Annotated in this window: 27 protein-coding genes; 7 read left to right on the top strand and 20 right to left on the bottom strand. The window is 39.6% G+C overall.

What is annotated here, in order from left to right; translation table 11 throughout:
- Positions 1-21: 21 nt before the first annotated feature.
- Positions 22-627 carry an IMPACT family protein gene (locus N7548_RS02555; RefSeq protein WP_263607846.1) on the top strand — a complete coding sequence of 202 codons (606 nt, stop codon included), beginning with the start codon at positions 22-24 and terminating at the stop codon, positions 625-627.
- Between the two features lie 183 nt (positions 628-810).
- On the opposite strand, the gene upp is transcribed toward N7548_RS02555, so the two are convergent.
- From upp to typA, 3 genes are all read right to left on the bottom strand, one after another.
- Positions 811-1,437 carry a uracil phosphoribosyltransferase gene (gene upp / locus N7548_RS02550; RefSeq protein WP_263607845.1) on the bottom strand — a complete coding sequence of 209 codons (627 nt, stop codon included), beginning with the start codon at positions 1,435-1,437 and terminating at the stop codon, positions 811-813.
- A complete protein-coding gene (rpiB, locus tag N7548_RS02545) occupies positions 1,434-1,877 on the bottom strand; it encodes a ribose 5-phosphate isomerase B (protein WP_263607844.1) in 444 nt (147 codons plus the stop codon). The genes upp and rpiB overlap by 4 nt, the downstream gene beginning before the upstream one ends.
- A 114-nt stretch (positions 1,878-1,991) precedes the next feature.
- Positions 1,992-3,803 (bottom strand): translational GTPase TypA, encoded by a 1,812-nt coding sequence (typA, locus tag N7548_RS02540; RefSeq protein WP_263607841.1) that lies wholly within the window; start codon positions 3,801-3,803, stop codon positions 1,992-1,994.
- A gap of 272 nt (positions 3,804-4,075) precedes the next feature.
- Here typA and N7548_RS02535 point away from each other — a divergent pair, with 272 nt between their 5' ends.
- The 4 genes from N7548_RS02535 to N7548_RS02520 all read left to right on the top strand — a co-directional run bounded on the left by N7548_RS02535 (position 4,076) and on the right by N7548_RS02520 (position 6,428).
- Positions 4,076-4,564, top strand: a complete 489-nt coding sequence (locus N7548_RS02535) for a rhodanese-like domain-containing protein (protein WP_263607839.1) — start codon at positions 4,076-4,078, stop codon at positions 4,562-4,564.
- Between the two features lie 19 nt (positions 4,565-4,583).
- Positions 4,584-5,186 carry a hypothetical protein gene (locus tag N7548_RS02530; RefSeq protein WP_263607837.1) on the top strand — a complete coding sequence of 201 codons (603 nt, stop codon included), beginning with the start codon at positions 4,584-4,586 and terminating at the stop codon, positions 5,184-5,186.
- Between the two features lie 33 nt (positions 5,187-5,219).
- On the top strand, positions 5,220-5,612 hold the full coding sequence (locus N7548_RS02525; RefSeq protein WP_263607835.1) for a thioredoxin domain-containing protein: 393 nt from the start codon (positions 5,220-5,222) through the stop codon (positions 5,610-5,612).
- A gap of 93 nt (positions 5,613-5,705) precedes the next feature.
- On the top strand, positions 5,706-6,428 hold the full coding sequence (locus N7548_RS02520) for a TMEM164 family acyltransferase (protein ID WP_263607834.1): 723 nt from the start codon (positions 5,706-5,708) through the stop codon (positions 6,426-6,428).
- 4 nt (positions 6,429-6,432) lie between these two features.
- Here N7548_RS02520 and N7548_RS02515 read toward each other — a convergent pair whose 3' ends face one another.
- From N7548_RS02515 to prfA, 4 genes are all read right to left on the bottom strand, one after another.
- A complete protein-coding gene (locus N7548_RS02515) occupies positions 6,433-7,668 on the bottom strand; it encodes a lysophospholipid acyltransferase family protein (RefSeq protein ID WP_263607833.1) in 1,236 nt (411 codons plus the stop codon).
- Between the two features lie 74 nt (positions 7,669-7,742).
- Complete coding sequence (locus N7548_RS02510; RefSeq protein WP_263607830.1) at positions 7,743-8,348, bottom strand: L-threonylcarbamoyladenylate synthase; 606 nt, start codon at positions 8,346-8,348, stop codon at positions 7,743-7,745.
- Position 8,349: 1 nt separating this feature from the next.
- Positions 8,350-9,189 (bottom strand): peptide chain release factor N(5)-glutamine methyltransferase, encoded by an 840-nt coding sequence (prmC, locus tag N7548_RS02505; RefSeq protein WP_263607829.1) that lies wholly within the window; start codon positions 9,187-9,189, stop codon positions 8,350-8,352.
- Positions 9,186-10,253, bottom strand: a complete 1,068-nt coding sequence (prfA, locus tag N7548_RS02500; protein WP_263607828.1) for a peptide chain release factor 1 — start codon at positions 10,251-10,253, stop codon at positions 9,186-9,188. The genes prmC and prfA overlap by 4 nt, the downstream gene beginning before the upstream one ends.
- A 135-nt stretch (positions 10,254-10,388) precedes the next feature.
- Between prfA and N7548_RS02495 the strand changes: the two genes are divergently transcribed.
- Together N7548_RS02495 and N7548_RS02490 are read left to right on the top strand one after the other, a co-directional pair.
- Positions 10,389-10,823, top strand: a complete 435-nt coding sequence (locus N7548_RS02495) for a Dps family protein (RefSeq protein WP_263607827.1) — start codon at positions 10,389-10,391, stop codon at positions 10,821-10,823.
- A gap of 62 nt (positions 10,824-10,885) precedes the next feature.
- On the top strand, positions 10,886-11,383 hold the full coding sequence (locus N7548_RS02490; protein WP_263607826.1) for a hypothetical protein: 498 nt from the start codon (positions 10,886-10,888) through the stop codon (positions 11,381-11,383).
- A gap of 35 nt (positions 11,384-11,418) precedes the next feature.
- Here the strand turns inward: N7548_RS02490 and dnaB are convergent, their stop codons facing one another.
- The 13 genes from dnaB to rpsL all read right to left on the bottom strand — a co-directional run bounded on the left by dnaB (position 11,419) and on the right by rpsL (position 23,940).
- The gene (gene dnaB, locus N7548_RS02485) at positions 11,419-12,774 is read right to left on the bottom strand and encodes a replicative DNA helicase (protein ID WP_263607825.1); all 1,356 of its coding nucleotides are present in this window, start codon (positions 12,772-12,774) and stop codon (positions 11,419-11,421) included.
- A 9-nt stretch (positions 12,775-12,783) separates the two neighbouring features.
- Positions 12,784-15,219 (bottom strand): 50S ribosomal protein L9, encoded by a 2,436-nt coding sequence (rplI, locus tag N7548_RS02480; RefSeq protein WP_263607824.1) that lies wholly within the window; start codon positions 15,217-15,219, stop codon positions 12,784-12,786.
- Positions 15,220-15,306: 87 nt separating this feature from the next.
- On the bottom strand, positions 15,307-15,537 hold the full coding sequence (gene rpsR / locus N7548_RS02475; RefSeq protein WP_263607823.1) for a 30S ribosomal protein S18: 231 nt from the start codon (positions 15,535-15,537) through the stop codon (positions 15,307-15,309).
- 13 nt (positions 15,538-15,550) lie between these two features.
- Entirely contained in the window at positions 15,551-15,970 is a 420-nt protein-coding gene (locus N7548_RS02470; protein ID WP_263607822.1) for a single-stranded DNA-binding protein, read from the bottom strand.
- 18 nt (positions 15,971-15,988) lie between these two features.
- On the bottom strand, positions 15,989-16,276 hold the full coding sequence (gene rpsF / locus N7548_RS02465; protein WP_263607821.1) for a 30S ribosomal protein S6: 288 nt from the start codon (positions 16,274-16,276) through the stop codon (positions 15,989-15,991).
- Between the two features lie 116 nt (positions 16,277-16,392).
- Entirely contained in the window at positions 16,393-16,866 is a 474-nt protein-coding gene (locus tag N7548_RS02460; protein WP_263607820.1) for a CinA family protein, read from the bottom strand.
- Positions 16,863-17,639, bottom strand: a complete 777-nt coding sequence (locus tag N7548_RS02455) for a hypothetical protein (RefSeq protein WP_263607819.1) — start codon at positions 17,637-17,639, stop codon at positions 16,863-16,865. Before N7548_RS02455 ends, N7548_RS02460 begins: the two co-directional genes overlap by 4 nt.
- A gap of 9 nt (positions 17,640-17,648) precedes the next feature.
- Complete coding sequence (locus N7548_RS02450; protein WP_263607818.1) at positions 17,649-18,716, bottom strand: S1C family serine protease; 1,068 nt, start codon at positions 18,714-18,716, stop codon at positions 17,649-17,651.
- Positions 18,717-18,727: 11 nt separating this feature from the next.
- A complete protein-coding gene (locus tag N7548_RS02445) occupies positions 18,728-19,477 on the bottom strand; it encodes a TatD family hydrolase (RefSeq protein ID WP_263607817.1) in 750 nt (249 codons plus the stop codon).
- Between the two features lie 135 nt (positions 19,478-19,612).
- Positions 19,613-20,797, bottom strand: a complete 1,185-nt coding sequence (gene tuf, locus N7548_RS02440) for an elongation factor Tu (RefSeq protein WP_263607816.1) — start codon at positions 20,795-20,797, stop codon at positions 19,613-19,615.
- Positions 20,798-20,882: 85 nt separating this feature from the next.
- Positions 20,883-22,952: an elongation factor G gene (fusA, locus tag N7548_RS02435; protein ID WP_263607815.1), complete on the bottom strand. Its 2,070-nt coding sequence runs from the start codon at positions 22,950-22,952 to the stop codon at positions 20,883-20,885.
- Between the two features lie 18 nt (positions 22,953-22,970).
- The gene (rpsG, locus tag N7548_RS02430; protein WP_263607814.1) at positions 22,971-23,441 is read right to left on the bottom strand and encodes a 30S ribosomal protein S7; all 471 of its coding nucleotides are present in this window, start codon (positions 23,439-23,441) and stop codon (positions 22,971-22,973) included.
- 46 nt (positions 23,442-23,487) lie between these two features.
- A complete protein-coding gene (rpsL, locus tag N7548_RS02425) occupies positions 23,488-23,940 on the bottom strand; it encodes a 30S ribosomal protein S12 (RefSeq protein ID WP_263607813.1) in 453 nt (150 codons plus the stop codon).
- Between the last annotated feature and the right edge of the window lie 172 nt (positions 23,941-24,112).

Here is a 24,112-nt window from a genome sequence, read left to right as displayed (position 1 = left end):
ACCTAGATATGAGGTGAGTCAATGTATTATATTCAATCCGAAGTTAAAACAGAATTGGTGATCGATAAGTCTAGATTCATCGGTCAGCTTTATATTGTGCATTCTGTTGAAGAAGCTCAAGCCACGTTAGAGCGCGTGCGTTTGATCCAACGTGAAGCCAACCATAATTGTTATGCATACATCATTCGTGATGGTAAAGAGGTTAAATCCAGTGATGATAAAGAGCCTGCGAAAACCGCAGGTGTCCCTATCCTAGAAGTACTGAAACACCATCAACTAACCGATGTATTGTGTGTAGTTACGCGCTATTTTGGTGGTATTAAATTGGGTGCTGGTGGCTTAATTCGTGCTTACACGAACGCTGCTGCAGAAGCCGTTAAATTAACCAACCAATACAGTTTGGTCAAAAAACCCATGGTTAAGATGCATTTACCGTATGGATTATTTGACACATTTGTATACCAAACCAAAGATACTGTCACCATTGTTGATAAAACGTTTGGTGAGGACATCGAGCTCGATTTAATCCTCAATGAACTCACCGTAGATACATTGAGGTCTACCTACCACCAAACCAAAGTCATTGACCTTGGGGTAGTCGATGTACAAGTACCTAAAATAGATTAAATACGCGTTCGACCATGGATGCGAGCAGGTGTGCACCAATCAACGCGAGTATGATATAAAAAGATCGGATATGCCAAATTGAATTCGGCTTAAATGCCTTTTCAAATTGGCTTTTTTTTAACACTTCAATGATCCAAACAGAGGATACTATGAAGGTGATAAAATAAACCGCGTTGGATAGCATTATTTAGTACCAAATAAACGGTCACCACAGTCTCCTAATCCAGGGACAATATAGCCTTTTTCATTGAGACGTTCATCCATCGCTGCGAGATAAATGTCGACATCTGGATGGTCTTTTTGAAGTCGTTTAACCCCTTCTGGACAACCGACCAATCCGACAAATCGAATATCGGTTGCACCACGTCTTTTAACCATGGTGATGGCTGCTGAGGCACTACCACCGGTGGCCAACATAGGGTCAACCACCAATACGGCAGAATCTGCGATATCGAGTGGAAACTTCGCGAAATATTCATGTGGTTCTAAGGTTTCTTCGTCACGATAAACACCGACGTGTCCAATACGTGCACTAGGAATGATGTTGTGAATCCCTTCGACCATCCCTAAACCAGCCCTTAAAATAGGGACAATAACCACTGGTTTTTTAAGTACATATGCTGTGGTAGTGGTGATAGGGGTTTCAACCATTTTAGGCACGGTTTCAAAATCACGGGTAATTTCATAAGTAACCAGCATACCAATTTCGGATACGGTTTCTCTAAATTGTTTGGTCTCTGTAGCCTTATCCCTGATTTTGGCCATTTTATGGTCAATCAGTGGGTGTTTTAAAACAACGACTTTGCTCATTTGCAGTGCTCCTTTTCATATATGGATAATTTATCTAAACGTTTTTGGTGTCTAGGTTCATAGGTTTCATTTCTAAAGGTTTCTACCAATTTCACTGCTAGTTCAAATGGGTGGGTTCTACCGCCAAGTGCAATCACATTGGCATTGTTGTGTTGTTTTGCTAAACGAGCGGTGTTTTCATCATAGATGAGGGCTGCTCTAACCCCTTTTACTTTATTAGCGGATATCGAAATGCCAATACCTGTCCCGCAAATGACAATACCGAATGCGTAATTGCCTGAGACTACTGCTTCGCCTACTTTAATCCCATAATCAGGATAATCTACTGAAGCCAATCCGTCGGTCCCAAAATCTTGATAAGGGATTCCCTTTTCTTTAAAATACGCAATGAGTTGTTGTTTTAGTTCATACCCAGCGTGGTCACTGCCGATTGCAATCATAGTCACATTCTCCTATTCATTATGATTAGTATAACATTTTTTTCCTGTATCTTTAAAGATACAAAAGTCTTAATTCAAAAAAAATATCAAGACCAAAAAGGCCTTGATATCGCATTAATATTTATAGTTATCAAACTTTTTACGTTCGTTGGTTCTTAAAATACGTTTTCTCAAACGAATATTCTTAGGTGTGATTTCAACCAACTCGTCATCATTGATGAATTCCAAACAAGCTTCTAATGACATTTCTCGTGGTCTTTTTAAGACAACGGTGGTGTCTTTGGAGGAGCTTCTCATGTTCGTTAATTGTTTTTCTTGAGTGACGTTGACAGCCAAATCGAATTCTTTGTTCGCAACCCCAACAATCATCCCTTCATAAACGGATGCGCGAGGTTCGATGAACATCGTACCGCGATCTTCAAGACGACCAATGGCGTAAGCGGTAGTCATGCCTTCTAATAAGGACACCAACGCACCAGTAGAGCGATTACCGACATCGATGTGTTCCACAGGACGGTATTCAAGGTAGGAATGGTTTAGTATCCCGTAACCTTTGGTAGCGGTCATAAAATCAGTCATAAAGCCAATTAATCCACGGCTTGGCATCGTATAAGTCAAACGGGTTTGATTTTGGTGAGAAATCATGTTACCCATGACACCCTTACGAGCACCCAACATTTCAATGACCGTACCAACCACATCGTTTGGACAGTCTACTTGTACGAATTCATAAGGTTCATGTTTGACGCCTTCGATTTCTTGAATGATGACTTGTGGTCTAGACACTTGGAATTCAAAGCCTTCACGACGCATGTTTTCAATTAAAATACCTAAATGTAATTCACCACGACCAGAGACGATCCATTCTTCTTTAGTACTTAAACGTTCAACGCGTAATGAAACGTCTTTTTGGGTTTCCTTATAGAGTCTTTCTTCAATCTTAGAAGCGGTAACGAATTTGCCTTCTTTACCTGCAAACGGAGATGTATTGGTACCAAATGTCATTTGGACAGTTGGTTCATCGATGTGTAAAATCGGTAAAGCCACTTCTTTGCCTTGTTCACAAACCGTTTCACCAACGTTGATATCAATGAGCCCTGCAATTGCGACGATGTCACCAGCATAAGCCTCTTCTACTTCAATACGGTTTAATCCTAAGAATGAGAATAATTTTTGAACTCTGAATGGTTTGATGGTGCCATCTAAACGCATGCAGCTGACATTTTGATTGACTTTGATGGTGCCTTGATAAATTTTACCAATCCCAATTCTACCAACATAATCGTTATAGTCTAACAGTGCTGGTTGAAATTGTAATGGCAAGTCTTTTTCTTGTGCAGGTGCTGGTACATATTTAATGATCGTATCTAGCAAAGGAACCATGTTTTTCGCATCTTTGAACTCGTGGTCAAAAGAAGCCAAGCCTTTAATGCCTGATGCATATACGATTGGGAAGTCTAATTGGGATTCATCGGCATTGAGCTCAATGAATAAATCCAATACTTCGTTGACTGCTTCGAGTGGTCTTGCGAAAGCACGGTCAATTTTATTGATAACCACAATGGGTTTGAGTTTCGCTTCTAACGCTTTTTTTAATACGAATCTGGTTTGAGGCATCGCGCCTTCATATGCATCGACAACCAGTACAACGGCATCGACCATGTTCATGATACGTTCTACTTCACCACCAAAGTCAGCATGACCTGGGGTATCTAAAATGTTGATTCGGTAACCCTTATATTCAATCGCGGTATTTTTTGCAAGAATGGTAATCCCGCGTTCTCTTTCGATGTCATTGGAGTCCATAGCACGCTCTTGGATGAGTTCGTGTGTATTTCTACGCTCAGATTGTTTTAACAATTCATCGACGAGCGTTGTCTTACCGTGGTCGACGTGAGCGATGATTGCGACGTTTCTAATTTCCATAATTTCACTTCTTTCTTAAAGCCTTTATCATTATATCATAAAGATATATCATACGTTATTTTTTTGAATGATACATGAATAAAAACGCTTTATACAACGTTTTACTAGAAAAAACCACAGTTTCATATGAAAATATGCTGAAAAATGAAAAACCTATGTAAATGCAAATGCATTGCATATGAAAGTGCTTACTTGATGATTTTCCCTATTGTATAATACTTCAATACGCTTTATAATGGGGGTGTAAAAGACGATAAAGGAGAAAATTGAATATGAAAAAATTATTAGTCTTGATGATTGCATTTTTTGCTGTCGTAGGTCTTTCTGCATGCGAAAAGAAAGAAACTTACGAATTGCCAGAAGAAATTACTATGGCAAACATTGATGAGTATTTGGAATACCCAAATGTGGATTTTGTGGATTTAAGAAACTGGCAAGATAAGATGAATGGAGGATACATTAGAGGTTCTCACATGATTCCTTTCTTCCAATACTTAGAACAAGAACAAATTCTTGTAAGAGTGGATGGTTGGACATTTACACCAGAAGCCATTAAAGATGAAGAAGCTTTACGTAATCTTTTTGATGAAGATATGAACATCGTTTTATTTTGCGCAGGCGGAACAAGAGCGGGATTCGTTAAAGAAGCTTTAGAATATCTTGGTTATGAACATGTGTGGAATGCAGGTGCTATCGGTGATTATACTGGCCCAGCAAAAGTCTTCGGTGATGGTTCTTACACTTTCCCACCAGCAGCTTAATTGAAAAAGGATATTGATGATGAAAAAATTATTTGTTTTACTCGCGCTTTTGTTGGCATCATTCACTTTGATGGGTTGCCAAGAAAAAGCACCTGAAGAAGCTTCCAATATTTTAACTTTTGATCACTTGAATGGTCATGGTACTGTTGTAGAACGCAAAGCATATATTCTATTTGAATATGAAATGCGTGACTACGTGAAGTATCAAATCGCTTATGTCGCTTGTACATGCCGCGCACCTGAAGTAAACTATTGGAAAGTGGCTTATGTTGAAATTAAAAAGTCTGACAGTTCATTACAAATGATTTCATTTGGCGAAGATGGCACAGGTCATTATACTGCCGGTTTCTGGGGGGATAGCAATCCAGTACCTGAAACTGAAGCTACTTTAGAAGCATTTGAAACACAATTCATCCCATGGTTAATTGGTAAAACATCCTCTGACCTTGATGGCATTGAAGTGTTTACCAATGGCACTTATGCCGGTGGCATCAAGAACACAAAACCGATTGCTGAAACAGATTTAATCGACACATTTACAGGTGCAAGCGTTTCTACAAATAACATGATTCGCGTCATGAAAGTTTTATTACAATACCACGAAAACAATTATACGAAATAAGGTGCTCGCGCACCTTTTTCATTGGAGAAAGCTATGAAAAAAATATCGATTATGATTGCACTATTGTTTGTATTGACAACAAGTGCTTGTACAACAAAACCGAAAACATATGCTGAGCTTGAGTCCCTTCATCTCGAAGGCTGGTATGACGTTGACACCGTGATAACCGATGGGCTATTTTTGGTCTTTTACTATTCACCAAGATGCCCTGACTGCAAATCGATTGAAACTGATTTTGTAGAAATCATCAATAGGCGTGGAAATCGATATGAAGTTTACTTGATGATTTCAATGGATGTGGAAAAACAGGGTACACCCCCTGTGACATTGCGTGGCGTTCCAGCGTTGTTTGTTTACCAAGATAAAGTATTTATTGAGATGATACTCGGCACGGTTCAAGTGATCGATTATTTGGAATCATTATAGTTTTAATTCACTAAAATAATCCCATAATTTAATATGTGTTGCATTATTTGATAATGCCTTGTATCATATTACGTAGATAGAGGTAATCAAATTATGATATTAACACCCGAAGTATTTGGGATGAAACATTTGTCTGGTTCATTGGTAACCATTGTATTCATCGTTTTGTTTTTATGGCTCTCTTTAAGACCATCCGTCAATCGAAAAGTGATTCTTCGAATGAGTGCTTTACTCTTAATCGCACTAGAATTATTCAAATATACGTATACCATTGCAACCGATGGGAGCATTGGTGCCTATATGTATCCATTTAACTTGTGCAGTTTTTCATTGTATGTGATGCCGATTGTAGCCTTTGGTAAAGGTAAATTCGCAAGGTTTATGACACCGTTTACCTACGCTGTCGGTTTATTAGCAGGGTTGTTGGTTTTACTATACCCATCGAATGTCTTAGGTAATTCCGATCAATGGTTCCCAGTCACTGAAGTATTGCCATTCCATAGTTTCATTTATCACGGCAACATGATTTTCTTTTCCATCTATTTGGCGATGTCAAAATCCTATGTGCCTAAATTTTTGGACTTTACCAAAGCTCTACTCGTGTTGTTGTTATCTGCGGCGTTCGCGAATGTCCTAAATTTCATCCTCGATACCGATTATATGTTATTACATTACGGCAATGGCAGTCCATTCCAATTCGTGATTGAAGATGTGAGCTATGTGGCATATCTAGGTGTGATGTCGTTGGTAGGATTGGTATTGATCATATTATTGTTCTTACCCACAGCGTTTCAGTCTAAAAAAATAAAGGGCTAAAAATCTAGCCCTTTTTCTTCGCCAATTTGTAGAGTTCTTCTACCCCAAAGTGGAGCTTGGTGACAATATCTTTCTTGGTTTTTGGAAAAATCCAGAAAGAATCATCAGGGGTTGAGATATCTATCGCGTCCCCACGATTTTTATAGTTATATTCGATGTGAAGGCCATATAAAGAAAGGGGTTCACGGATGAGATCAAAGTTAGGATCAAAATAGCCTGTCACCCAGAAGCCATGGGTATCATGTACCATTTTACCATCCCCTAAAACATGAAATCCTTTCGCATTCGGTAAGGATTCAATACGCACTTCATCTTCAACACGATAAGTACCGTTTAGAATTTGTTGTCTGACTTGTTCTCTTTCAAATTCATACCAGTCAGGGATGTGTGGAAATTCAGTATCGCCTGTGGTGGCTTTCAATACACCATATTCATCTTGTTCATAGGTTTTACCACAAGCCTCGCACCAAATGCGGTTTTCAGCACTATTCATTTGATGTTCTGTTAAGCAACTTGGGCATTGATAAAGCACCTTATGGATATTTTTCATACGGTCTTTGAAATCAATTTTGATTTTGTTTTCTTTTTGCCACTTGTATTCATCGTATTCGAATGCTTTTCGGATGCGTTCATTGATGACATCGATCGATAGGTCTTTGATTTCATCTTGGAAGATGATTTGAGTCATGTCCGCCGCTAGAGGGACTTTACGCATGTCTAAATTCCATTGAGGTTGTGTCAAATAATTGCCGTGCATATTTAAAACAACCACAGGTACATTGAGCATCTTGCACAGTTTTCCTAAGGAATCCGGTAGGATTGCTGTTGTACCTATCAGCGAGTATCTCGCTTCAGGGTACAGTGCTACAACCCCTTTGAGGTCATCTAAAGTGTATTTAATATGTTTAACCAGTTTTAAATCATTGATGAACTTGCGTTTACAAATTGCCCCAACACTTCTGAGTAAATACTCACCAAACAAAAACCCATCGATCGCGACAACCCAATTGAGTCTTGTCGGAAATGTGGCCACTGTTGTAACTTTGAAATCGATGAATGCGTGGTGTGTGCAAAGCAATAAATACGGTGGTTTCAAACCTTCCATATTTTCTTTATTGATTTTGAGTTTTCTTTTCCATGTACTTGGAAAGGATAAAGCCCATGCTAGTGGCATCAAAACACGTCGTTCTCGGACGGGTTTTTTATCCATGTTGAATGGTGTTCGGTCAAGTTTTTTCATAGTGCCCCCGGTTGAATCATTAAGCATATTATAGCACAACAAAAAGAAAAAGTGAGTATCCTTTGAGGACCTCACTAAATGTGGTAATTCGTATTGTTTACAACCGTTAATATATCGGACTCTTTGATCGACCCCACACGCACGAATCGAATATCATTTTCAGTTAAATCAATGGTTGTAGAGCCAAGGTTTAAATAAAAATTGTTGTATTCTTCGTATATATAGTCGACTTTGTCTTGGAAATTCGCTTTTATTTTTACCAAATCCATGAGCATGTCTTGGTCTTCAGTAGATAACGAGGTTGTTATGAGTGGACCGTTTTTCTTAATCAAACTTAAAGCACTCGAGTGGTTTGGAATACGAACAGCGATTTTTTTCTCGCCAGTCTTCTCATAATGGGGTCTAGTGCTATTTAAAATGATCGTTAAAGGTCCCGGCCAAAATGCCATCATGAGTTTCTTGGCACGTGGATCTATCACAGCTAAATCATTGATGGAAACCAATGTGTCGCACAATACAGCGTAATTGAATTGGGTATTATTTTTGAGTTGGGTAATACGTCTTAAGGCTTCATTGTCATACAAACGACATGCAATCCCAAAGGTGGTGTCGGTTGGAAAAATGACAATCGACCCATCTGGCATAAAGCCATCTTCAAAGGTATAATCATCCGGCATCATTTTAATTCACCTCAATGAGTGTCATTCGATCTTTGCCCGATAAATCCTTCATTTGAATGATGTTCGCGGTTGGATAATAATGTTTCGCTAAATCAAACAAAGCTTGGCGTTTATCAAAGGCATGTTCAAACGCGATGAGTCCTGGTTTCTTAAGGTAGTTCTTCGCATCTTTCAATATGCGTTCATAGAAAATCATCCCCGTATCGCCACCAAATAAAGCGATATTTGGTTCATGTGTTTTCACAATTTTAGCCACATCCTCTTGATTTGGGATATAGGGTGGATTGGATACGATGATATCAAAGATTCTGCCTTTGAGGGGGGATAATAAATCACCTTCAAAGAACTGCACATTCGCCCCTAATTTTTCGTTATTCTTTCTAGCTACTTCAAGTGCTTTTGACGAAATATCAGCAGCAACCACGTTTAAATTGGGTTCTTCTTTGGCCAATGTGATGGCGATGCAACCAGAGCCAGTGCCAATATCACATATATCAATCGTTTGACCTTTAAAATGGTCATCATAGTAGTATAGTACTTGTTCAACCAATTCTTCGGTTTCTCTTCTTGGAATTAAGACATCTTCATTGACGATGAAATCATACCCATAAAAGGTTTGATAACCGATGATGTGTTGAATCGGGACATACGATAAATAGCGTTCAATGCCTGACCAAAATTCGGATTCAACGGTTGGGTCTACTTCATGATCAAAGGCGAGATAAAATGCCGATGGTGTCAGATTCGAGACGTGCATCAATAACCATTTCGCTGCTTCGGTTTCAAGATCGGTTTCTTCGATGCGTTTCTCAGCTTTTTTTAATAAGCTCTTGTAGGTCATGCTTGATCGCCAGCCAATTGTCTACGTTGGAATTCATTTAGGAGTGGTTCTAATACCAATTCAAGTCTGCCTTCCATGATGGCATCCAAACGTTGTAAAGTTAGATTGATACGGTGGTCCGTAACACGATTTTGTGGGTAGTTGTACGTGCGAATCTTTTCAGAACGATCACCACGCCCTACCAATGAACGGCGTTGTGTGGTTTCTTTTTCATTTTGTTCTTGTAAGATGGCATCGTAGATTCTGGTCTTTAATAATCTAAATGCTTTGTCTTTATTTTCGTGTTGTGATTTACCTTCTTGGCAGGCAACCACAGTGCCTGTAGGTACGTGGGTTAATCGGACAGCGGATTTGGTGGTGTTGACGGATTGTCCCCCTGGACCGGATGAGTTATAGGTATCGACACGGATATCGTTCCATGAGACATCGATTTCGACTTCTTCCGCTTCCGGCATGACCAATACGGTTGCAGTAGAGGTATGAATACGGCCTTGTGACTCGGTTTCAGGCACACGTTGAACACGGTGTACACCTGACTCATATTTGAGTGATGAGTACACGTTATCGCCGGAAATCATAAATTCGATGGAGGTAAATCCACCCATCGCGCCTTCATCGGCATTCAACATTTCAATCTTCCAGCGGTTGGCTTCAGCAAATCGAGCATACATGCGGTATAAATCTCCCGCAAAAATGTTACCCTCATCACCACCGGCCGCCCCTTTGATTTCAACAATAACGTTTTTGTCATCGTTTGGGTCTTTCGGTAATAATAAAATTTTGAGGGTTTCTTCAAGTTCAACCAAAGCATTTTCAATGTCTAGCAATTCCATGTTAGCCATTTCAGAAATTTCTGGGTCATTATCTTCTGCCATGAGCTTCAAGCCTTCAATTTGTTCTTGTTTCGATAAGTAGTTTTGATAGGTGACAACGGTCTTTTCAATCGAGCGTTGTTCCTTCAAAAGTGTCGTCATTTTTTTGATGTCCGCTGAGATTTCAGGGTCCATCAATAATTGTGTAATTTCTTGATATCTCTTTAGTATGAGGTCTAATCTTTCAAACATAGTTATTCACTCCTAAGCCTTAATAATCATATCATATTATGATATTTTTTTCTATGAAAACCGAAAAATGTAGGTTATTTCTAATGTTTGTTCGAATATGGTATAATATTAATAGATACTTAAGGAGGCAAGCATATGAATAAACTAGAGCATTTATTAAACAAAGAAGTTGCCAATTTCGCTGTTTTATACACGAAATTACACAACTTCCACTGGTACGTTAAAGGTCCACTATTCTTCCAATTGCACGCGAAATTTGAAGAATTATATGATCAAGTGACCGAAATTTATGATGAAATTGCTGAAAGAATCTTAATGATTGGTGGTAAACCTGTCGCAACCCTTAAAGGCAACCTAGAACTAGCAAGCCTACAAGAAGCTTCTGGATTAGAAACCAAGGATGAAATGATTAAGAGTGTCATCAATGACTTTAGACAAGTGGATGCTGAGCTTAAAGAAGGCATCAAATTGGCTGAGGAAGCTGAAGATGACGTAACTGTGGATTTATTAACAACCACTCGTGGTGCACTTCAAAAACACATTTGGATGTTGTCAGAATTACTTAAATAACCGCTGAAAAGCGGTTTTTATTTTTAGCATAAAGTGCTATAATGCGTGTAGGGAGTGATCATATGAAAAGACGTTTATTGGCAGCGATGCCACTCATTAGTTTGTTGTTATTCTTAACCGCATGGTTATACTTTGAAAAGTTAGAATTGGGTTTAACCTTCTTCTTATTGATACCATTATCCTGGATATTATTGACAGGAAATGTATTAAAACGCTTATCGGAAGTCATGCCATTCGTGTCCTTAATGCTATTTTTATGGCTTGGTTTTGGCCTTGGTTATTGGCATCCAGGGTGGTTGGTGTTCTTCTTAGTCCCACTCACCAACATCATTGTAGAACGTAAAATCGATGCGAGAAAAATGGTCGGTATTTTGGTTACAGCAGCCTATATCACCATCGGATTATTGTATGATAACTGGCACCCAACTTGGATTATGTTCTTGTTGATACCAATCATCAATACCTTATTCTTCCCACAAAAGAATGCTTATATGACTTTTAAGACCACAGGGTTTAGATTTGGCAAAGTGGTCGATGTAGAATCTGACGACGATAACTAGTAAAAATCGCATGGCGCGCGCCATGCGATATTTTTTTAGTTTCGTGGTTCATCATCACGTTGTGTGATTTGTAAGAACCTTGAATATTCTTTTTCAAATTTGTAGAGTAAGACGTTGCCAACGGAACCTTGACGGTTTTTCGCAAACTGTAGTTCAGTTTCGCCGTTATCCACTTGACCATGCGAATAGTACTCATCACGGTATAAGAATAAGACGATATCGGCATCTTGTTCAATCGATCCAGATTCTCTTAAGTCCGCTAAGACGGGACGTTTATCGTCACGTTTTTCAACACCACGAGATAACTGAGATAAGGCCATGACTGGGATATGTAATTCTCTGGCCATGGTTTTTAATTGACGAGAAATTTTCGCAACTTCTTCCTGTCTATTGACATTGGAAGAACCGTTTTTACCTTCATCACCCTTGATCAACTGTAAGTAGTCGATGACGACAAAGTCCAATTTACCTTCTTGACGAAGTTTACGGCATTTTGAACGGATGTCTTGAACAGAGATGGCGGATGAATCATCGAAATAGACATTGAGTCTACCTAAAGATTCCACCGCAGTATCCACGAATTGCCACTCTTTTGGTGTCAATTCACCGGTTTTGATTCTTCTATTTTCAACGCGTGATTCACTGGCTAACATACGACCAACGAGTTGTTCATTGCTCATTTCTAGGGAGAATACCGCGACTGATGCACCCCCATTGGCGTTGTGTTTGGCTACGTTCAATGCGATATTCATCGCGAACGCAGATTTACCCATGGATGGGCGAGCCGCGAGGATGATCAATTCTTCGGGTTGAAGCCCTGAGGTGATTTGGTCGAAAATGGAGAAGCCTGTGGATAACCCTGTGAGGGCGCCTTTGTTTCGTCTGCTTTCAGCTTTTTCCTTAACTTCATGTGCCACTTGATCAATGCGAATGAATTCACTGGCTTTACGACGTCTAACGAGTTCGAATATCTTCTTCTCAGCGTCATCAATGAACTCTGTAGCCTTAATTTGGTCATTGAAGCCATCGTCCATGATTTTGGTCGCAGCATCGATGACAGCGCGTTTAAGTGCGTAATCTTTAACGATATCGACATAAGCATCTAAGTTTGCTGTGGTGGGTACCAAATCGGTAATTTCTGATAAGTAACCTACACCAACCTCTTTCATCGCCCCCATTTGAGCGAGTTCAGTTGATACGGTGGTATAGTCCAATTTATCGCCACGGTTATAGAGATTTCTTAAGGCAAAAAAGATTTTTTGATTTCTGCGATCATAAAAATCTTCGTCATTCAATTTGTCCATTAAACCAACCATCACGGCTGGATTAAGGAATACCGACCCCAAAACCGATTGTTCAGCTTCAAGGCTAAATGGCATGATACGGCTCATGGATTCACCTTATTTCTCTAATACGTTGATTTCAAATTGTGCTTTAACATCCTTGTGTAAAGATACGGTTGCTGTATAGATACCTACCGAGTTAATCTCAGAGGTCAATTCCACTTTTTTCTTGTCTAAGCGGATACCGGTTTGTTCTTCAAACGACTCCACAATTTGTTTCGTAGTGACACTACCAAACAATTTTCCGTCGTTGCCAATATTGATAAAGATATTGACAGATTTGGATTCGATTTCTTGTTTCAACTTATTCATGAGGGCGAGGTGTTGTGCTTCGCGTTCTTTGAGTAATTGTTTTTCCTTTTCAATCGCTTTGATGTTGTCATCAGAAGCAAGGATGGCTTTGTTTGAAGATAGTAAGAAGGTACCATACCCATTCGCAACATCGATAATGTCGTCTTTCTTACCTCTACCTTTAACGTCTTCAGTTAATATGACTTTCATTCTTTCATCTCCCTCGTCGTGTTCTCTTAAGAGTAACGTCTTCAACGATTCAAATACTTCTGGAATCGTTTGATTTTTAATTTGTGTGGCAGCGCTGTTCAAATGGCCACCACCGCCCAATTCTTCCATGATGATTTGGACATTGATTTCATCATAACTGCGAGCTGAAATACCAATCGATTCATCATCGACTCTCGCAATGGTAAATCCGGCTTTGATGCCTTCAATTTCAAGGATTTTTTGTGATGTTTGTGCGAGCAATACGCGGTCACGAACCACATTTGATTCATCCACTACGACAGCAAACTCCTTGGTGATGACTTGAACACTGTTTAACAGTTCGTTGATGAGTAAGGTACGGTCTAAGTCTAATCTCAACCATTCTTTTACCCTAACAGAGGACGCCTCATGTTCTTTTAGATAAGCTGCCGCACCAAACGTTCTAGTACCGGTGCGGTAAGAAAATTCGTTCGTATCGACGATGATACCACCATACATGATGGTTGCTTCAATCGGCAATAAGTCGATGTCTTTTTGGTAGAATTCCATCATTTCCGCAACCAATTCTACAGAAGAGGATGCGTATGGTTCAACATACATAAAGATGGATTCAAATGTGTTTTCTCCATGTCGATGGTGGTCAATACATGCAATCTTTTTAGCTTGTTTATAGACTTCTTGATTAGCCACGATATTCGGTGATTGGGTATCGACAATAACCAATAAAGTATCATTGTTCATGAATCTTAGGATGTTTTTTGATTCATCCAATTGAGCATATAAGTGTTGTGCTTCCTCTTTGATATACGGAATAATTTTCTTCACTGTGTTGTCTACTTCAGGAAGGTCAAAGACAATCTTCACATCTTTCTTGGATGCGGTAACCATCTTATAAATCCCAATCATCGCACCTAACGCGTCGATGTCGGCGAACTTATGTCCCATGACAACGACATTTGAAGAGGCTTCAATGAGTTCTCTAAAGTTTTGTGATTGAATTCGTACATGGACCCTAGAACTCTTTTCAGATGCATTAGACTTGCCACCAAAATAGGCGATTTTTTCATTTTGAATATTGACAACCGCTTGGTCACCACCGCGCTTTTCAGCCAATTCAATGGCGTTTTGAGCGAGTGAACCCAATTCTTCAAAAGAAACTTCCCAGCTAGCAATCCCGATCGAAGCCGAGATTCTAATGCGGTGTTTCGCGGATACTTCACGAATACGGTTTAGAATTTCAAACTTATTCGCCATAACTTTTTGTAACTCTTCATAGTGCATTGCGATTGTCATACGGTCTTCTGAATACAATTTTAAATAGCCCTTATGCTCTTGAATCCAGTCTGTGATAATCCCTAAATATTCACCACGAATATTGGACTTTTCATATATATCAAATCCCGATAAGGCTTCTTCGACATTATCTAGATAGATGACACCTAAGGCTGTAGAACGTTTTAAGTATTTGTCCTTGATATCTTCACGTGAAGTGACATCAAACAAATAAACCGCTTGATTGTTTTTACTGCTGATGGCGTCATAGCGTTTATCACCAACAGCGAATGTCGTCACTGCGACTTGATCTTTAATGAGGGTACCTAAGGCTTCATGGAGTTGTCCCACTAAGGCATTTTCAATATCAAATCCGAAAATCTTATTGGCGAATGGATTGCTCCATTTTACGGTTAGATTGTCATTATCATACAAAAATATACCAATAGGTAATTCGTTAAATGCTTCATCACCGATTTGTTTCACATGGTAAGACAAACTGGACCACGCGGTTAAACGTGCATTCAATGATTTGATTTTTTGCTTTCGATTGTGGTTTAAAATGAACTCAATGGAAATGACGATTGCGCCAAAAAATGCCATGATGATGGCATAATAGAGCACGAAATCCATATTGTTAAATGCGCCGTGTTGATAAGCAATGATGCCTGCAGTAATCAATCCTGCAATCGATAATAGCAGTGCAATAATCCTTCTCATGGCCTCACCTACTTTCCTTAATTATATCGAAAAATCGCGATTTTATCAATAAAAAAAGACTTTGATAACAAAGTCTTTATAGTATTATTATTCCTTAACGTATGGAAGTAGTGCCATATGTCTTGCACGCTTGATCGCGATTGCAAGAGGACGTTGCCATTTAGCTGATGTTCCAGTCACACGACGAGGTAAAATTTTGCCTCTGTCGGAAGTGAAACGCTTTAATAGTTCAACATCTTTGAAATCGATATGATCAACTTTATTTTGTGTAAAATAGCACACTTTACGACGTCTTTTGAATCCGCCTCTTTGTTGCATACTAAGCCTCCTATTAGAATGGTAAATCTTCTTCTGTAGCTAGACTCTTACCTTTGCTGATGAATGGGTCTTCTTCTTCAGGTTCGTAACTTGGTTGTGTAGGTGCGACATCGCGCTTACTTTCAAGGATTTGAACTGAATCACAAACGACTTCAGTGACATATCGTGTATCACCATTATTGGTTTCATACGATCTTGTTTGAATACGGCCTTCTAAGCCAAGTAGAGCACCTTTTCTAACGTAATTAGACATAAACTCTGCTTGTTTTGACCATGCAACGCATTGGATAAAATCTGCTTGTTTTTCACCTTGGTCATTGGAAAACTGACGATTGACTGCCAATGTAAATGACACCACAGGTGTGTTACTTTGTGTTCTTTTTTGTTCTGGGTCTTTGGTTATACGCCCAACTAAAACAACTCGGTTAAGCATTGAATTGCGCCTCCCTTATTATTCGCCGTCTTTAACAACGATATAGCGAATAACTGTTTCTGTAATACGGATGACACGATCGAATTCAGCGATTGCTTCATTGGTTGCATTCACTAGACTCCACACATAATAACCTTTTTTCATGTGTCCGATTTCATACGCTAGCTCTTTCAATCCGATCTCTTTAAGCTCTAAAACTTCGGAACCTCTTTCTGTGAAGATGTTGCTTAAGTTAGCAACTAGGCTCTTGATTTGTTCGCTTTCAAGGTCAGGACGAATGATGTACATAACTTCGTATTTCTTCATTCTAATTTCCTCCTTCTGGTCTATTGGCCTATAGATGAACTACAGGCAAGGATGGTCGATAAAAACCATGCTTTGATATTATATCATAGATAAATCTATATGACAAACGTTTTTTGTTATTTTGTAAGCAGTTTTAATAACATTTGAAATACCACTTTTTTCGCATGTTCAATGATGGCATCACGGCCTTCATTCTTGAGTTGTAAGTGATAACTATAAGACTCTCCTTGGTAGAAGAATGCGAACCATACCTCACCTACTTGAGAGTTGGTTTGTGCGGTTGGTCCGGCATTGCCTGTAATACCCACACCCACCTCAGCTTTCGCAATAGTAGCGATGTTTTTAGCCATTTCAATGGCGACAACTTTCGAGACCACACCATGAACATCAAACAACATTTTTGGAATATTGAGCATCTGTTCTTTGGCCGATTCTGAATAGGTAACCACACTATAATCTAAAATACTAGATACACCTGGAACTTTCACCAGTTCTGACACCAACGCACCACCTGTCATCGATTCAGCGAATGCAATTTTGTATTCATAATCCATCAGAATTTGAGCTACTTTTTGAACATCGCTCATCATGTTTTATCCTTGAGTGGAATGGCGAACTTCAACGCTTTATATGCATCATATCCTAAACGGAAAACCGCGCCATTATAGAGTTTTAAGGTGACGAAGTATTGTTCATCCATGTGTGGGTCTTGATCTAAAAATGTTTCGAATATACGGGTGTATTTGGGATTGATTGGCTTCTTATTCAACGGTACTTCTCGTTTAGAACATAGGTAATGTTCAACTTCAGAAATATCGATCAATACACGGGATTGATCATTCTTTTCAGCGTCAATAACACGTAGATTCACCGGTTTATCTGCCCCGAAAATACGTGGTAGAACATACTTAGTATCCTTGAAATAATCATCGATAAATAATAGATGGTGACCGTCGGTCAATAAATATATTTTGTTCGATTTCAGTGTTCTAACATGGGGTGAACGGTGTTGTCCAATGTAGTATAAATCATAATGATCTAATCCACTAAACTTGGTTTCATAAAAGGTATCTACGGCATTTAAATATTGATGAATTCGAATGTATTTAGGAAGAAAAGCATACAAGGCCAATCCAACAAGCAACACAATCGAAAGCACGTACACCACAAGTGGTGATAACGGTTTTAACCCATCTACTGCTGCGAGTGCTAACAAAAATAGAACCACTAAAATCCATAAGGTATACAAAAAGCTGCGCGCTGATGAAGGTGCTAAATACATTTTTTTAGCCATTTTATCGAGTGCTTTATCACTCAATGGTTGACCGGTTTCGATTTTAAATAATAGACTACTAAATGTCATAAAGCCCTCCTAAACGGTGATGCTGACGGAAACGGTAATGAATTGATTATTGACATATCTTCTTACTGTCAAATTTAGTGTATCACCAAACTTCATTCCTGACAATAACAAAGACAACGATTCGAGGTTGACTAGCTCTTCACCATTCACATGGGTGATGATGTCATGAACGAATAATTTACCAACCGCTGGTCTTAACGGAACGATGGAATCGACATAAACGCCTGCTTCTTGAGTTTCCTCAATGAAAACGGGTCTGACACCCTCAAATTTTTCCGTGATTGCGTCACTAATATTCATAACGGTGATGCCAATCTTAGCGGATTCAAAAACCGATGTTTGAGTCACTCTTAGGCTGGTGATTACCGATTTTGCAACCGTCATGGATATCGCAAATCCAATACCATCTACTGCGATTTCACCATCAGATGTCACGGTTGTGGTGCGTTTCCAAGTGTTGAAACCGAGAAGATTACCAGCCAAATCGAATAAAGGTCCACCACTGTTGCCCGGATTGATTGCGGCGTCATGTTGAACAATGCGTGTATTTCGAGTTCTACCTACAATACCAATGGTAGCTGTGTTAAAGAAATCCAAGTCGAGTGGTGTACCAATCGCGATCACAAATGAACCGACCACCGGTTCAACCACTTTGTTCCCTGAAAATTGATCAACACCATAATAGGGGAGATCATCCGGTGTAGAGAAGGTAACCAAAGCCAAATCTTCTGGTTCATGAACAGCGTAAGGGGTAGCGTTATAATAGTTGATACCATTATAAATGCGTAAGTAAGCTTGCGATTCTACGACATGGTAATTTGTAATGACGTAATAAGTATAAACGCCTGCAGCTTCTGTACGGTCATAAATGAGTCCTGAACCGTGTCCAACTTTAATGGCGTAATCCGCCTCATCATAGGATACAACCGCTACCGTCATCGGTGCTACTTGATCATAAATTTCTGTGATTTGTGACTGAACATCCTCTAATGTATAAACGGTAGTTTCTCTTTCATAACATCCCGAAAGTGTAAATAAAAATAACGTTAATAAACTGAATATCATCCATTTTTTCATCATTTTACCTCCTAAATATGAAACAAACGCATCGCATTTTGAGACGTTTGATTCGATATATTCTCGATGGAATCGCCTCTTAAACGAGCGATTTCTGCCACAACTAATTTTGTATAAGCGGGTTCATTTCGTTTCCCGCGATGTGGTGTAGGTGCTAGATATGGGCTATCGGTCTCTACCAATAAACGCTCGATTGGAATACTTTTCGCAACTTCTTTAGCCGTCAAGTTATTCTTAAAAGTAACCGGTCCACCAATACCAATATAGAATCCTAGATCAATAAACTTCAACGCCCAGTCCAGGTCGGCACTGAAACAATGCATGACCCCTTTTAATCCTGGATATGATTTAACCACATCATATATCTCTTGTGCACTATCTCGCATGTGAATCACAACAGGATAGTTCAATGCCATGGCTAAATCCAATTGTTTTCTAAATACCTCAATTTGGAGTGGTAGATTGTCTTTAACCCAATATAAATCTATCCCAATTTCCCCAATAGCAACCACTTTTTCGTGCTTTAATTGAGCTTGTAACATGTCGATATCCAGACCTTCATTGACATCCGATGGGTGAATCCCAACGGTCGCGTAAAGGTTACTATATTGGGTTAATTCAATCCCACGTTGGTTGGCTTTCGCATTCATCCCGATGACGATGATCTTTTGGATATCGCTATCGGATGCTCTTTGTAGTATTTCAGGCATTTCATCCTTAAATTCATCGATATTTAAATGTGCATGTGTATCAATAATCATCGTTGTTACCTCATATAGTTCAAAATCGATCATCTTATGATGATGACTATTACCATTTTATCATAAGATAAAGGTCTTTCTCTTCAAAAAGAAAAAACCACACAATTGTGTGTGTGGTTTTAAAATTGGTTTTAATTATTCAAGAATCTTGACAACGGAACCAGCGCCTACAGTACGTCCACCTTCACGGATAGAGAACTTAGTACCTTCTTCGATAGCGATTGGGTGGATAAGTTCAACGATCATGACTGTGTTGTCCCCTGGCATAACCATTTCTGTACCTTCTTGTAAAGTGATGACACCAGTGATGTCAGTTGTACGGAAATAGAATTGTGGTCTATAGTTTGAGAAGAACGCTGTATGACGTCCACCTTCTTCTTTAGAAAGAACGTATACTTGTGCTTCAAACTTCGAGTGTGGTTTAACGGAGCCTGGTTTAGCTAATACTTGACCTCTTTGGATTTTATCACGGGTAATACCACGTAATAACGCACCAATGTTGTCACCAGCTTCTGCTCTGTCTAATAGTTTACGGAACATTTCAACACCAGTAACGACAGTCTTTAATGTGTCATGGATACCGATGATTTCAACTTCAGTGTTGACGTTGATTGTACCACGTTCAACTCTACCTGTAGCAACTGTACCACGACCTGTGATGGTGAATACGTCTTCTACTGGCATTAAGAATGGTTTGTCGATTTCGCGAACTGGGTTGTCGATATAAGTATCAACAGCGTTCATTAATTCTTCGATTTTGCCAACCCATGCAGCGTCGCCTTCAAGTGCTTTTAAAGCAGATCCGCGGATGAATGGAATGTCATCGCCTGGGAAGTCATATTCAGAAAGTAATTCACGTACTTCCATTTCAACTAAGTCGATTAATTCTTCGTCATCAACCATGTCGCATTTGTTTAAGAATACAACAAGTTTAGGCACGCCCACTTGACGAGATAGTAAGATGTGTTCGCGAGTTTGTGGCATAGGGCCGTCTGCTGCAGAAACAACTAAGATACCACCGTCCATTTGAGCGGCACCAGTGATCATGTTCTTGACATAGTCAGCATGTCCTGGGCAGTCAACGTGTGCATAGTGACGTTTTTCTGTTTGATATTCGATGTGTGCAGTATTGATAGTAATACCGCGTTCTTTTTCTTCAGGTGCACTGTCGATAGAAGCATAGTCTCTAACTTCAGCTAAACCTTTCTTGGAAAGAACTGTTGAAATAGCTGCTGTTAATGTTGTTTTGCCGTGGTCAACGTGGCCAATGGTTCCAACGTTAACGTGCGGTTTAGTACGTTCAAATTTTTGTTTTGCCATTTTTTTATTCTCCTTATAGTGTGTGTGTTTTTCTTAATTTGTACCAACTATTATTTTATATCAAATAATATGTTTTTGCAAGTACCTAGGCGTTACGCTTCTTGATGATTTCTTCAGCGACAGACTTAGGTGCTCTTTCATAATGGTCGAATTGCATCACAAAGGTTGCACGACCTTGAGAATTAGAACGTAATGCAGTAGCATAACCGAACATTTCAGATAGTGGAACGTTCGCTTTAATACCAATGGCGTTACCTCTAGATTCTTGTGCTTCTAGGCGACCTCTACGAGATGTAATGTCACCAATGACGTTACCAACATATTCATCTGGTACAACGATTTCGACTTTCATGATTGGTTCAAGAATGGTTGCGCCACATTTTTCTTTAGCACCTTTAAGTGCGATGGCAGCAGCAATCTTATAGGCCATTTCAGAGGAGTCGACATCATGGTAGGATCCATCGAATAGAGTTGCTTTGATGTCCATAACTGGGTAACCAGCTAAGATACCGTTTGGTAGTGCTTCTTCAAGACCTTTTTGGACAACGCCAATATATTCTCTAGGAACGGTACCACCCACAACTGCATCCACGAATTCGAAGCCTTTGCCAGGGTTTGGTTCAAACTTGATCCAAACGTGACCATATTGACCTCTACCACCGGATTGACGGATGAATTTACCTTCAATGTCAGCAGTACCTGTGATGGTTTCACGGTAAGAAACTTGTGGTGCACCAACGTTTGCTTCTACCTTAAATTCTCTCTTCATACGGTCAACGATGATGTCAAGGTGTAATTCACCCATACCAGCGATGATGGTTTGACTTGTTTCTTTGTCGGTAAATACGCGGAAAGTTGGATCTTCTTCAGCAAGTTTTGTTAATGCGTGAGTCATCTTGTCTTGGTCGTTCTTGGTTTTTGGTTCGATTGCGATGTTGATAACCGGTTCAGGGAACTTCATGGATTCAAGGATAATGGTATCCTTTTCGCCAGCAAGTGTATCCCCTGTGGTTGTATCTTTAAGACCGATAGCTGCAGCGATATCGCCCGCATAAGCCTCTTTGATTTCTTCTCTATGGTTCGCATGCATTTGTAGTAAGCGACCTAGACGTTCTCTCTTACCTTTGGTGGTATTCAAGATGTAAGAACCTTGTTGTACAGTACCTGCATAGATTCTAAAGAATGTGAGACGGCCAACGAATGGGTCTGTCATAACTTTAAAAGCAAGCGCTGTGAAAGGTTGGTTGTCATCGGTTGGACGGTGCATTTCTTGACCGTGTTCATCGTGACCAACGACGTCAGCGATGTCGGTTGGTGCAGGTAAATAATCTACGACTGCATCTAACATCAATTTAACGCCTTTGTTTTTGAAAGCAGATCCGCAGATGACTGGGAAGAATTCAACTGAAAGGGTACCCTTACGGATTGCACCTTTTAATACCTCAGGGGTGATTTCTTCACCTTCAAGGTATGCAACCATCATATCTTCATCAAATTCTGCAACTGCTTCAATCAATTCAATTCTCTTTTGTTTTACAACGTCCACTAACTTTTCAGGGATAGGAATTTCGGTAGAAATTTCTTCTGCGTTACCATCGAAATGGTAAGCTTTCATTGAGACGATGTCGATGATCCCTTCAAAGAAGGTTTCTGCTCCAATTGGAATTTGGATTGGGGAAGCCTTAACCCCTAAACGGTTATGGATGGTGTTGATAGAATAGAAGAAATCCGCACCAGTTTTATCCATCTTATTGACGAAAATAACACGTGGAACTTTATATTCTGTCGCTTGTCTCCAAACGGTTTCTGTTTGTGGCTCTACGCCGGCTTGTGCATCTAGAACGGTAACAGCGCCATCCAATACTCTTAGGCTGCGTTGAACTTCAACGGTGAAGTCGACGTGTCCTGGGGTATCGATAACGTTAATACGGTGACCTCTCCAATAAGCAGTCGTTGCTGCTGATGTGATCGTAATACCGCGTTCTTGTTCTTGTTCCATCCAGTCCATTTGGGATGCACCATCGTGTGTTTCACCCATCTTATGGATTTTACCTGTGTGGAACAGAATGCGTTCAGTTGTTGTTGTTTTACCCGCGTCAATATGGGCCATAATACCGATATTACGAGTCTTATTTAAAGGAAATTCACGAGGCATACTAATAACTCCTTCTGACTACCAACGGTAATGTGCGAAAGCTCTGTTAGCTTCGGCCATTCTGTGGGTATCTTCACGTTTCTTGACAGCTGCGCCTTGTCCATTTGCAGCGTCCATAATTTCTTTCGCTAATTTTTCTTCCATGGTTTTTTCATGTCTTAAGCGAGAGTAGTTGATTAACCATCTTAAACCTAAAGTTGTTTTACGCTCAGCACGCACCTCAACTGGAACTTGATAGTTTTGTCCGCCAATACGTCTTGAACGTACTTCAAGTACTGGCATGATATTTTTTAATGCTTCATTGAAAACTTCGATTGGTTCACGACCGGTTTCAGCTTTAATACGATCAAAAGCACCGTATAAAATTCCTTGAGCCGTGCCTTTTTTACCATCTAGCATGATTGTATTGATAATACGTGTTACAAGTTTAGAATTGTAAATTGGGTCAGGTAAAACATCACGTTTAGCGATATGTCCTTTTCTTGGCATATTTATATCCTCCTTTCAGATATACTGAATAATTGTAAATTAGATGTTATTTTTTCTTTGCTGGTGTAGCAGCTTTTCCTGCTGGAGCAGCTTTAGGACGCTTAGCACCGTATTTTGAACGAGCTTGTTTGCGGTTAGCAACACCAGATGTATCTAATGTGCCACGAACGATATGGTATCTAACCCCTGGTAAGTCTTTGACACGACCACCACGGATAAGGACGACGCTGTGTTCTTGTAGTGAATGTCCTTCACCTGGAATGTACGCGTTGACTTCAATACCGTTAGATAATCTAACACGCGCATACTTACGTAACGCCGAGTTAGGTTTCTTAGGTGTCATGGTAGTAACACGAACACATACCCCGCGTTTTTGTGGTGAGTTAACACTAGTTTCTTTTTTCTTAAGCGTGTTTAATCCAATCCCTAGATATGGGGCTTTCGATTTTGTTACCTTGTCTTGTCTACCGTCTCTAACGAGTTGTGCAATTGTAGGCATATTTTTCTCCTTTCTAGATTAACACATGACCGTGTGTTTCTTTTTTTTCTCAAAAAATTTATTTTGGCTTATTGAAGGGCCAAAATGAATTGGGCTGAGTCTCTTTTTTACAGCGTTTTTATTATACCTTTTATGGTTTTTAATGTCAACCGTTTTTATCAAAATATTTGTA

The organism is Paracholeplasma manati (assembly GCF_025742995.1).
In the GTDB taxonomy this organism is placed as follows: Bacteria; Bacillota_I; Bacilli_A; order Acholeplasmatales; family UBA5453; genus Paracholeplasma; species Paracholeplasma manati.
The sequence above is the reverse complement of the archived record's forward strand: the minus strand, read 5'-3'. Positions and strand labels throughout refer to the sequence as shown.